12 protein-coding genes and 1 riboswitch are annotated in these 10,666 nt (G+C 63.2%); of the genes, 8 read left to right on the top strand and 4 right to left on the bottom strand.

The window, feature by feature from the left end; genetic code table 11:
• Window positions 1-97: 97 nt before the first annotated feature.
• Entirely contained in the window at window positions 98-742 is a 645-nt protein-coding gene (locus ACLQ7E_RS09465) for a VOC family protein (RefSeq protein WP_411732330.1), read from the bottom strand.
• A 167-nt stretch (window positions 743-909) separates the two neighbouring features.
• Window positions 910-1,025, top strand: a riboswitch (SAM riboswitch).
• A 73-nt stretch (window positions 1,026-1,098) separates the two neighbouring features.
• On the opposite strand from ACLQ7E_RS09465, the gene ACLQ7E_RS09460 reads away from it, so the two are divergent.
• The gene (locus ACLQ7E_RS09460; protein WP_411732329.1) at window positions 1,099-2,442 is read left to right on the top strand and encodes a bifunctional o-acetylhomoserine/o-acetylserine sulfhydrylase; all 1,344 of its coding nucleotides are present in this window, start codon (window positions 1,099-1,101) and stop codon (window positions 2,440-2,442) included.
• 14 nt (window positions 2,443-2,456) lie between these two features.
• Window positions 2,457-3,617, top strand: a complete 1,161-nt coding sequence (gene metX / locus ACLQ7E_RS09455; protein WP_411732328.1) for a homoserine O-acetyltransferase MetX — start codon at window positions 2,457-2,459, stop codon at window positions 3,615-3,617.
• A 70-nt stretch (window positions 3,618-3,687) separates the two neighbouring features.
• Here metX and ACLQ7E_RS09450 read toward each other — a convergent pair whose 3' ends face one another.
• Both ACLQ7E_RS09450 and ACLQ7E_RS09445 read right to left on the bottom strand, forming a co-directional pair.
• Window positions 3,688-3,984, bottom strand: coding sequence for an SHOCT domain-containing protein (locus ACLQ7E_RS09450; RefSeq protein WP_411732327.1), 297 nt, complete (start codon window positions 3,982-3,984; stop codon window positions 3,688-3,690).
• A gap of 291 nt (window positions 3,985-4,275) precedes the next feature.
• Window positions 4,276-5,136 carry an SGNH/GDSL hydrolase family protein gene (locus tag ACLQ7E_RS09445; protein ID WP_411732326.1) on the bottom strand — a complete coding sequence of 287 codons (861 nt, stop codon included), beginning with the start codon at window positions 5,134-5,136 and terminating at the stop codon, window positions 4,276-4,278.
• A 92-nt stretch (window positions 5,137-5,228) separates the two neighbouring features.
• On the opposite strand from ACLQ7E_RS09445, the gene ACLQ7E_RS09440 reads away from it, so the two are divergent.
• The 3 genes from ACLQ7E_RS09440 to ACLQ7E_RS09430 all read left to right on the top strand — a co-directional run bounded on the left by ACLQ7E_RS09440 (window position 5,229) and on the right by ACLQ7E_RS09430 (window position 7,404).
• Window positions 5,229-5,885 carry an alpha/beta hydrolase gene (locus tag ACLQ7E_RS09440; protein WP_411732325.1) on the top strand — a complete coding sequence of 219 codons (657 nt, stop codon included), beginning with the start codon at window positions 5,229-5,231 and terminating at the stop codon, window positions 5,883-5,885.
• A gap of 110 nt (window positions 5,886-5,995) precedes the next feature.
• Complete coding sequence (locus tag ACLQ7E_RS09435; RefSeq protein ID WP_411732324.1) at window positions 5,996-7,057, top strand: hypothetical protein; 1,062 nt, start codon at window positions 5,996-5,998, stop codon at window positions 7,055-7,057.
• A complete protein-coding gene (locus tag ACLQ7E_RS09430) occupies window positions 7,054-7,404 on the top strand; it encodes a GntR family transcriptional regulator (RefSeq protein WP_411732323.1) in 351 nt (116 codons plus the stop codon). Before ACLQ7E_RS09435 ends, ACLQ7E_RS09430 begins: the two co-directional genes overlap by 4 nt.
• Before the next feature lie 27 nt (window positions 7,405-7,431).
• Here the strand turns inward: ACLQ7E_RS09430 and ACLQ7E_RS09425 are convergent, their stop codons facing one another.
• Entirely contained in the window at window positions 7,432-7,659 is a 228-nt protein-coding gene (locus ACLQ7E_RS09425; RefSeq protein ID WP_411732322.1) for an RNA-binding S4 domain-containing protein, read from the bottom strand.
• Window positions 7,660-7,803: 144 nt separating this feature from the next.
• Here ACLQ7E_RS09425 and ACLQ7E_RS09420 point away from each other — a divergent pair, with 144 nt between their 5' ends.
• From ACLQ7E_RS09420 to ACLQ7E_RS09410, 3 genes are all read left to right on the top strand, one after another.
• The gene (locus ACLQ7E_RS09420; protein WP_411732321.1) at window positions 7,804-8,784 is read left to right on the top strand and encodes a DMT family transporter; all 981 of its coding nucleotides are present in this window, start codon (window positions 7,804-7,806) and stop codon (window positions 8,782-8,784) included.
• Window positions 8,781-9,782: a DMT family transporter gene (locus tag ACLQ7E_RS09415; protein WP_411732320.1), complete on the top strand. Its 1,002-nt coding sequence runs from the start codon at window positions 8,781-8,783 to the stop codon at window positions 9,780-9,782. The genes ACLQ7E_RS09420 and ACLQ7E_RS09415 overlap by 4 nt, the downstream gene beginning before the upstream one ends.
• Window positions 9,783-10,030: 248 nt before the next feature.
• Window positions 10,031-10,624: a carboxymuconolactone decarboxylase family protein gene (locus ACLQ7E_RS09410; RefSeq protein WP_411732319.1), complete on the top strand. Its 594-nt coding sequence runs from the start codon at window positions 10,031-10,033 to the stop codon at window positions 10,622-10,624.
• Window positions 10,625-10,666: the final 42 nt, after the last annotated feature.

Raw genomic sequence — 10,666 nt, 5'->3', positions numbered from 1 at the left:
CCCCTCCCGCGCCACAAAAACCCGGGGGGTGGTGGTCCAACCCCCACCCCCTTCACACCCAAAAACCACGCGGTCGTTGGTCAGGTGTGCTGCTTGGTTACAGCGTGACCGAACCCTTGGGCGTTTCAAAGGTCACCGAGAGGATTCCCGGCGTCCCGTTGGGAGCCTGCCAATCGACAACAACCTCGCCAACGGGCAACTGCTCGGGCTGTCCGAGCCAGTCGGCGACGCGTTCGCTGGAGCCGGCAATGCTGATCGAGGAGATCTTGCCAATCGGTTCCAGGGCCTTTGACGGGTGCAGGTTCTCGGTTCCGTCATCCCAGCGCAGCAGGTATGGAACCTGCGGATCGGCGATCAGGCCGTTGATGCCGATCTGGCGCCAGGTCAGTTCCTGTCCATCGGGGAATTTCCGGTTGCCCGGAACGGATCCGCGGCCCAGGCGTGCTTCCGCCGGAGCCAGGTCATCCACCGCAACGCACCAGCCCATCCAGCCGCCACCGAGTTCGGAGCGGGCGCGAACGGCCTGGCCAAACGGCGCCTTGTCCGACGACGGGTGGTTCAGGACTTCAACAACTTCCAGGTACTGGCCATTCTTCAGCGGGAAGATGACATTGCGCGTACCAAAACGTGGGTGTACACCGCCTTTTACAGATTCGAGTCCAAGGGCCTCGCCGATCCGAGCGGCAGTTGCCGCGAGGCCGTCGGGTCCACAAGCGTAAGTTACATGGTCCAACCTCATCATGTGCCAATCATGGCACTTTGTGATCTGCCTCTCGACTTAGGGTGTCCTAACTTGCATTGCTGCCCTTTGTTTCAAACGCCTGCGGGGTAGTGTGGTTGCCCTTCGGCTTGTCATAAATTGAGACGTGGTTGCGAACATATGAAGCCCTGGGCCAGACTTATTGCCAAGGTCATGAGTTTCAGCAGAAAGCCCCGGCTTGCTGAACGGCAACCCTCCACCGCGGTGGGGTGCCCCGGGTGAAGACCAGGCCCCACGTCAAAACGACGTGGGACAAGCGCGGGATTGCCCCCAGCCAGGACACGGCCTCTGCCGGAGTCGGCTACGGGCACACCCCTAGAATCCTTGAAGGGGAAGAGATGTCTAGCAACTGGTCCTTTGAAACCCGTCAGATCCATGTGGGGCAGGAGCCCGATTCCGCAACCGGCGCACGCGCCCTGCCGATCTACCAAACCAGTTCGTTTGTGTTCCCGAGTGCCCAAAGCGCCGCCGCGCGCTTTGCCCTCGCCGAGCTGGAACCGATCTACACGCGCATCGGCAACCCCACACAGGAAGCCGTGGAGAAGCGCATTGCCAACCTCGAAGGTGGCGTCGGCGCATTGCTGCTGGCTTCGGGTCAGGCAGCAACCACCTTCTCGATCTTGAACCTCGCCGAGGCCGGCGACCACATCGTGGCCAGCCCCAGCCTTTACGGCGGAACGCAGAACCTGCTCAAGCACACGTTGCGCAAGCTGGGCATCGAGGTCACCTTTGTTGCCGAACCCGACGACCTTGACGGCTGGCGCGCCGCAGTCCGGCCAAACACCAAGGCATTCTTCGGAGAAGTGGTCTCCAACCCACGCCAGGACGTGCTCGACATCGAAGGCGTGTCGGCCATCGCGCACGAGGCGGGCGTGCCACTGATCGTCGACAACACCTTGGCCACTCCGTACCTGATCCGTCCCATCGAGTGGGGCGCAGACATCGTCGTCCACTCCGCCACGAAGTACCTTGGCGGACATGGCACGGCGATCGCCGGTGTCATCGTGGATTCGGGCAACTTCGACTTTGCCGCCGATCCGGAAAAGTTCCCCGGCTTCAACACCCCCGATGAGTCATACAACGGGCTGGTTTTCGCCCGCGACCTTGGCGTCAACGGGGCGTTGGGTGCGAACCTCGCCTATATCCTCAAGGCCCGCGTGCAATTGCTTCGCGACCTGGGATCGTCGGTTGCGCCGTTCAACGCGTTCCTTATTGCCCAGGGCCTGGAGACCCTTTCCCTGCGCATGGAGCGCCACGTCTCCAACGCCGTGGAAGTCGCACAATGGCTTGAAGCGCAGCCACAGGTTGAGCGTGTCCTTTACGCAGGGCTCCCGTCCAGCCCGTGGTTCGAGCGGGGACGCAAGTACGGGCCGCGCGGCACCGGCGCCATTGTCGCCTTCGAGATTGCCGGCGGAAGCGTGGCCGGCCAGGGTTTCGTAGACGCTCTGGAATTGCACTCACACGTGGCAAACCTCGGGGACGTGCGGTCGTTGGTCATCCACCCGGCCTCCACCACCCACGCGCAGCTCACCGAGGCGGAACAGATTGCCGCCGGTGTTTCCCCGGGCCTCGTTCGCTTGAGCGTGGGAATCGAAAACATTGCCGACATCATCGCCGACCTGCAGGCAGGCTTCGAGGCCGTCGCCTCGCTGGCCGATGTCGAACTGCAGGGCACCCGGTGAGTGTGGAGACAAACGTGGTCCTTTATGACGCAGAAACCGCAGCGGCGCTGGACTATGCCCCCGACGGCATCCTGCAGCACCTGCACACCGGTGCCTACACCTTCGAAACGGGTGCGACGCTTCCGGGAATCGTGCTGGGGTACGAAACCTGGGGCACGCTGAATGCCGATGCCTCAAACGCCATCTACATTGCCCATGCGCTGACCGGGGACAGCCATGTTGCCCGTGGCGCCTCGACCGAACCGGGTTGGTGGGACGGGTTTGTGGGTCCGGGCAAAACGGTGGACACCGAGCGATACTTTGTGGTGGCTTCCAACATGGTCGGCGGCTGCTCCGGCAGCACCGGTCCGGCCAGCCTGGACCCTGATGGCGTGGCCTGGGGATCGCGGTTCCCGTTCACGACCATCAAGGATTCGGTGCGCCTCGAGGCACGCCTGGCCGACGCACTGGGAATCGATGCGTGGCACACGGTGCTGGGCGGATCCATGGGCGGGGCCCGCGCCCTGGAGTGGGCCGTCGAGTTCCCCGAACGCGTGAAAAATTGCGTGGTGGTGGCCGCCTCGGCAGAGTCATCGGCCGAGCAGATTGCCTTCGCCCAGGCGCAGACCGCCGCGATCAGGTTGGACCCGGAATTCGCCGGAGGCGACTACTATGCCAACGAACTCGTCCCGTCCGCGGGGTTGGGTATCGCGCGACGCATTGCCCACATCACCTACCGCACGGCGGCCGAGCTGGACGTCCGGTTTGGGCGGACGCCCCAGGGCGACGAGTTGCCGGTCTCGAGCCCTGGCCTGGACCGCGGCCGATACCAGGTGGAAAGCTACCTGGACCACCAAGCCAGCAAGCTGGTGGGCCGCTTCGACGCCAACAGCTACTTGGTGCTGACCGAGGCACTCATGAGCCATGACGTTGCCAGGGGCCACGGATCCATCGAAGCCGCCTTGGCGCGACTTGGCGAAGTCAATTTCCTGGTGGCCGCCGTCGATTCGGACCGCCTGTACTGGCCCGAACAGTCTGAGCGCCTTGCCAAGTTGCTGCCGAACCCCTGCAAGGTCCAGTACATTACGTCGCCGATTGGCCACGATGGTTTCTTGACCGACATCGAGCAACTCAGCGATGCCCTGGGGGAGCACATTTTCTCGCAGGGATCCGGCCTGCAAACCGACGCCGGGTAGTTGAAACGGGGGCTCCGGTTCAGGGTTCAGTCCTCAACCGGAGCCATGCATGGTAAGTAGCGTGCAGGCCCTAGTCGGTCAGGATCTTGAGTCGCGCCCGCGAGTATTCGTCTCGCGTGATGACGCCGCGGGCCAGGAGCGCGTCAAGCTCGGCCAGTTTCTGTTCGCGGGTTTGCTTGGGAGCGAACAGTTGGGAGTTGGCCGCTCGAGTCGCCAGATCGGTTTCCAGCGTAAAGATGTCCATCCCGGCATCCTTGCTGGCCTTGTAATTACGGGTCCAGATGAAGATCGAGAAGATCACTGCCCCGATGAAAACGACCACGAAGACGCCCATGAGCACGGGCATCGCATCGAAAACGACGCCCATGCCTCCGGGAAGATCCGACGGATCGGGACCAACATAACCGAAATCGACGGTGTCCTGGGGACCCAGCAGCTCGGTGGGAAATTCTTCGAACGTCGTTCCGTCTGAAGCGTTGATTGGTGTCCATCCTCAATGTGTTGCCTGCCGCAGCAAACTAGGCCGATAATTAGCTTCCAGCACTAGTCAAACACCTGTCAGCAAAAGTTGCGACGGATTTCACCAACCGTTTTCCATTCGTGATGTACGGCGATGGAACTGCCGGCCGAGGCCGTCAAGGTCTTGGCGGCCGGGCAACTAGATTGCCGGACCGTTGCCCAGCGAGGCGTTGGGAGGCGGCTCCGTAAACGGTGCTGCCAGCGGACGCTTCGGCGAAATGCCGTCGCCCGAGGACTGGTGCCGAATGCGGCGAACGACCCAGGGTGCGAGGTGGGTGCGCGCCCAAATGAGATCGTCACGCCTTGCCTCGCGCCAGTTCTTGATCTCGGCCTCGCTTGGTTCAAGGTGTTGCAGGTGGTGTGGCACGTTGAGTGCGTCCAGTGCCATCGCCGCGATGGTGTGGTGCCCCAGCGGGGAGAAATGCAACCGGTCATCCGCCCACATTCGCGGCTGGTGCAATTCGCGCAGCGACCACATGTCCGCCACCACCGCGTCGTAGCGGGCGGCTATGGTGCGCACGTTTTCGTTGTAGATTGCGACCTTGCCGCGAATTCCGCCGAGTATCGGGGTGTCACGGATATCGGGTCCGGTGAAAAGCAGGATGGTGGCATTCGAGGTGGCCAGGACACGCATCAGGGCATCAAGCTTGTCGGCGATTGCATCCGGATCTCCGCCCGGACGAATGACATCGTTGCCTCCGGCGCACAAGCTGATGAGATCGGGCTTGAGTTCGAGGGCGGGTCCGGCCTGCTCGTCGAAGATCTGTGTAATGAGGCGTCCGCGGATGGCCAGGTTGGCGTAGGCGAAGTCGTCGGTTCCGTGGCTGAGCTGCTCGGCAACCCGGTCCGCCCAGCCGCGATTGCCGCCGGGGCTATGCAGGTCATCATCGCCAATACCCTCCGTGAAGGAATCTCCCAGGGCAACGTAGCGGCTCCATGGGTGCCGGGCGGTGCTTGGCGCGGCCGAAGCCGGGGGAGAAGTTTCGATGATGTTGTTCACAAAGATATTCTTATCAAAGAATACGTAAGTTACCTAAGCGTAGGTTGCTTGGCAAATCGCCGAACAGCGGGAATTTCTGCTTGACTGGTCTGGTGAGTGAAACAAGTTGGAACCCCACTGTCATTTGGTCCCGCCCGGAATCCGAACGCGTCGGCACCCCGCTGCTGGTGCTTTTGCACGGCTACCTCTCCAATGAAGAGGATCTCATGGGGCTCGCCCCGATGTTGCCCGAAGAGTTCACCATTGCCTCGGTTCGGGCTCCGCAATCGTTGGGCCCGGGTTACACCTGGTTCCCGCTGATGCAGGACCTGGACTATTCCTTTGATGCCGTCAAGAAGTCCATCGCTGATTTGTGGGCGTGGTTGGAACCTATCGGCAAGCAGCATTCATCGGTGAGCCTGCTGGGCTTCTCCATGGGCATGGCCGTGGCCACGTCCATGCTTCGGCATCAGCCCGATGCATTTTCCACGGTGATCGGACTCTCGGGATTTGCCGTTCCGGAGGAGGGTGAAGGCTTCTTCCAGGACGCGAAGCTGAAGGAAATGCAGAAGCCGGTGTTCTGGGGCCGGGACCAGGCCGATCCGGTTATCACCCAGGACAAGATCGAATACACCCACGCCTGGGCAACCAGCGACGTGCATGTCACCAAGGTGCTGTACACGAACATGTTCCACTCGGTCAACGCGCAGGAAATGTCCCACGTGCACGAGTTCCTGAGCCATGTTGTGTTGAAGGGTGCGTCAATCTAACCGGCCTTGTACCTGCCTATTGACACAAGAAGCGACCTCCTGCTTGTATTGGTTTAATGATACAAGCGGGAGGCTGTTTGGCTCTCCCGTTGATGCAAGGGGGAGTGCTCATGTTCAACGGGATCGCACTGCTGATACTCCTGGGTTTCGGAGTCGGCATAGTCATGCTGGTTAGACGGAGCATCCTCACCCAACATCGCTCCGACCTCCTGTCACTGGCCGCTGCCGGCAACGACAATGAACGGGCCAATGCTTTCAGGGTGCTGCGCAGCCTACGGGCACGCACCATCGCGGGGATGGCGGCGATGGTCTCGGGCGGTGCCGTGGCACTTGTCCTTCAACAAGAGTTCACCGCAGCCGCAGGGCTCCCGTTGGCTGTCGCTCCTGCCGGAATGTGGGCCTTGTCCGCAGCTGTCTTTGCCTGCTGGCGGTTGCCACATGAATTTACCGGCCCCTCAACCGAATCTTCGCTGCAGGTCAGTGCGGAGCTGACCCCGCGTTCCACCGGGACGTTCGGCCCCGCGTGGGGAATCGTGTTGCCGGCCGTTCTGCTGGGGGCTTCCGCACTGGGGCTCGTTGTCGCGGGGTTCCTTTCGGGAACCGACGAACAGGGGCGTTTCCGAAACCTTCCCTACGTTTCAGCCGGTGGCGCCGAGCTGGACACCAACATGGTCGTGACCCATATTCAGCTGGGCGTGGGGACGGCGGGCCCCTTCCCGGGGTGGTACTACGGTCTTCCGGTTCTCGCGCTGCTGCTGCTGGGTGCCGGGCTGAACCTGTGGGCGCTGAAGACCAACGCGCGCAGGCCGCGGATGCGCGACCTGCGGTTACTGGCGTTCGACGATGCGGTGCGAACCAATGTGGGATATGTGGTCAGCACGGGCTTCAGCGCGATGCTCTGTTTCCAGATCGCACCCATGATGTTGGCTGCCGCCGTCGCCATTCGAAGTTCGGGAATGAACCCGGGCTATGTCGTGGGCCAGGTCCTCGACCAGGACACCATCCCCACCATGACATTGGATCCGGTGCTGGGCTTCTTGGCGCTGGCCATTGCTGTCGTGGCACTGCTGCTGCTGGTCATCGGCACTGTCTTGTTGGTGCGATTGCTGGGGTGGATGGGGACAACGGTGCGCCCGCTGCAGCTTCCTGCCACGGATAGCGCAATTGCATGATCACCCTTGACCCTGGGCATCCCAGCGGGCCTGCCGAACAAATCCGAGCCCAAGTAACTGCACTTGTTCAGTCCGGGGAGCTGGCGGCAGATGCAAAGTTGCCGCCGGTGAGGCAGCTGGCCGGTGACCTGCGGGTTGCCGCCGGAACCGTGGCAAAAGCCTACAAGGAACTCGAAGCAGCCGGAATTGTGCGAACCGGGCGAGCAAACGGAACCAGGGTGAATCCCGGCCAAGTGCTGGATGCTCCGGCGCTAAGAGAGGTCCAGCGCCTGGTCACCGCCGCCCGCAAGGCAGGCATGACCTTGGAAGAAGTCCAAGGGATTGTGGCGGTCAGCTGGAACGCCTGATGCCAACCGGCGCCAATTGCGGAGAGACTATGCAGTCTCCACGGTGATGGTTTCGCCGTGGACGCTGACAACGTCACCCTTGCGGATCTGGGCACCGCGGCGCGTCTCGATTTCGCCATTGACCGTCACGAGGCCATCCTCGATCAGTTGCTTGGCGTGGAATCCGTCATCGGCCAACGATGCCAGTTTCAGCAGTTGACCCAGTCGAATCGACTCGTCGCGGATTTGGATGGGGAACGTCTCGGAATTTGCCATGTATCCATCATGGCGCATCGGTCGCCCCAAGCTGCACCGGGGGAGGACCTGAGGCACGTTTTGTGGTGTGAGCGACATAATGCGCACACCGCGGACGGTTCGAAGTAGGTTGCACTAGTAAGAAACCCGTCCCCAAGGAGACCAGTGGCACGCCCCGAATCGCGAGCACATGCAGTGCCCTTGGCGCTGGCCGCGTCAGCCGGGCTGCTGATGCCCCTGCAGGCCTTGATCACCTCCCGGGCCGCCGGTTTCCTGGGTGGTTACTTCCCGGCGGCATTGCTCAGCGCGCTCACGTCCCTGGCCTGCCTCGCGGTGGCCAGTATTGCGCTTCCCGGCGCCCGGGCAGGGTGGAGGCAATTCGGTGCGGTGTGGCGCGAACGCCCGATCCCGCGTTGGTTCCTGCTCGCCGGGTTGGTCGGATCGTTTTACATGGTGGCCCAGGCCATGAGCGTGAGCAATATCGGCTTGGCGCTTTTCGCGGTCGCGGTGGTTGGTGCCAGGACCCTGTCGAGCATCGCCATCGACGTGATGGGGTTCAGCCCGGCCGGGAAGCAACCGGTCACCCGCATCCGGATCCTGGGTGCGGCACTATTGGTCATCGGCGCGGTGATTGCGGCCTGGGGGACGGGGGCACGGGCGGCCGAATCGCCCCAGGTACTCTTTTCACTGGCGGCCGCGGTCGGTGCGGGACTCCTCGTCAGCTTCCAGCAATCCATGAATGGCCGAGCAGGGCAGGCCTATGGATCCACCACCACGGCGACGGCCATCAACTATGTGGCCTCCGCCGCCGGTTTGCTGGTGGCCACGGCCCTTGCGGCGCTACTGCGGATCGAATCTTTTGGGTTCTCCAGCGCGCCGCTGTGGTGGATGTACTTTGCCGGGCCGCTGGGAATCCTCTTTGTGGTAACGGGTGTCACGTTGGTTCCCAGGCTCGGGGCCCTGCTCTTGGGCATGGGGCTGGTGACGGGGCAATTGGTTGGTTCCCTCGCCATGGACCTGGTCATCTCACCCGAAATAGTTGGCGGAAACGAAATCGCTGGAACACTGGTAACGCTGGTGGCGGTCTTGGTTGCCTCCTGGCAACCCAACGGGCGACCACGCTGGAAGGCAAGGAAGACATCATGAGTTCGACTTCGACTTCGACTTCGGCTCGCAAAGTGAACAAGGCACGCTCCCTGGCGCCCCTCTATGTGGCGACGGCGGTGGTGGCCGGATTGGCGATGCCGATCCAAAGCCGCATCAATGGCGCACTGGGCCTCCGGCTGGGGGATCCCGTGGCTGCCTCGCTGGTCAGTTTCACCACCGGGCTCATCCTCCTGGCCGTCGCCTCGTTGCTGGTGCCGCGGGCGCGGGCCGGGGCCATGGCGATCCCGCGGGCCCTGCGGGAGAAGCGTTTCCCCGTTTGGTATCTGGCGGCCGGCTGCGTCGGCGCGTTCGTGGTGATCTCCCAGACGATGACGGTGCCCGTGCTGGGCGTCGCCTTGTTCACGGTTTCCATCGTCACCGGCCAGACCCTGGGCTCCCTGCTGGTGGACGGCATCGGTTTCGGGCCCGGCGGGCGGCGGCGCATCAGCACCATTCGCGCGCTCGGTGCCGGATTGACCATTGCCGGAGTCATCTGGGCGGTCAGCCCGAGGATGGGCTCGGCGGCGTCCATCGCCACCTTGCTGCTCCCGATGGCCGTGCCGTTGGTGGTGGGTTTCCTCATGGGATTCCAGGCCGCGGCGAACGGCGTCCAGGCGCAGGCCTATGGAACACCCGTGGCGGCGACCCTCGTGAACTTCTTCGTGGGCGGCATCCTGCTCGCCATCCTGCTGCTGGTGCGCCTGCCGATTGTCGGGCTCCCGGAGGGCCTGCCGACCCAGTGGTGGTACTACCTGGGTGGCCCGCTGGGTTGCGTGTTCATCGGGCTTTCCGCATTCCTGGTCAAGCACCTGGGCGTCCTGTTGACCGGCCTGGGCATGATTTGCGGCCAACTGGTCGGATCGCTGCTCATCGACGTGGTCGTGCCCGCGCCCGGCGCCGTCATCAACGCCGCGACCATTGCCGGGACGCTGCTGACGCTGGCAGCCGTGGCCATGGCTTCGATTCCCTTCGGCAGGATGCGTCGAGTCCGGACCTAGCGCCGAATCCCGATTCCTTGGTCAGGGATGCACCGAACGAAGATGCCCGGCGAAGTTGGGGCATCCGCCCCATGTGCCGGCCGGTCCGTGTGATCTATGATCCCACCAGCAGGGGAAAAGGAAACGGGCATGGAGCGGCGTCGCACGGAGTCGTGATGCGGGGGGATTGCGGCAGGGCACGCCCCACCCCGAAGCGGAGCGGAGCGCGGCAGTCGATTCCCTGCCGCCGGAACAGGGGGCAGGACGCCATGAGTATTCTTCAAACCACCAGCGAAGCCGAGGCCGTCGGTGCAACCGCCGCCGCCTACGCGGCGGATCGGGCGGCGCTGGGTTATGTGCCGAGCCACACCAAGGTCTTGGCCATGAATCCCGAGGCCTTCGACGCCTGGAAGACCCTGCAGTCGGCGATCGCCGGCTCGATGGGCATGCGTAGGTACGAGCTGGTGACCCTGGCCGCGGCGCTCGGGCTCGGGTCCCGGCATTGCCGGCTGGCCCACGGGAACAAGGCGCTGAAGTTCTTCGACGAGCAGGAGCTGCTGGGGATCGCCAGGGATTACCGCAATGCCGGCCTGAACGAGGAGGAGATCGCAATGATGGACTTCGCGATCAAGCTGAGTGCCGACTCGGCCGCCATGGACGAGTCAGACAGCCGACGACTGCGCGATCTCGGCTTCTCCGACCGGGAGATCGTTGACATCACGCTCGCGGCCGCGGCCCGGAACTACCTGAGCAGGACCCTGCAGGCATTGGCCGTGGACGTTGACATGCCGCCGAAACTCAGCGAAGAGATGCGCGGCGCCCTGCTCGATCCGCTCGATATCCGGGAAACCGCCGCCGACTGATCGTTCACTACCCGTCGCACGGCGATCCGCCGTCGTCAATGC

This window comes from Paeniglutamicibacter sp., assembly GCF_046714615.1.
In the GTDB taxonomy this organism is placed as follows: Bacteria; Actinomycetota; Actinomycetes; order Actinomycetales; family Micrococcaceae; genus Paeniglutamicibacter.
Note: the sequence above shows the minus strand (reverse complement) of the source record. Positions and strands in the feature narration are given on the sequence as shown.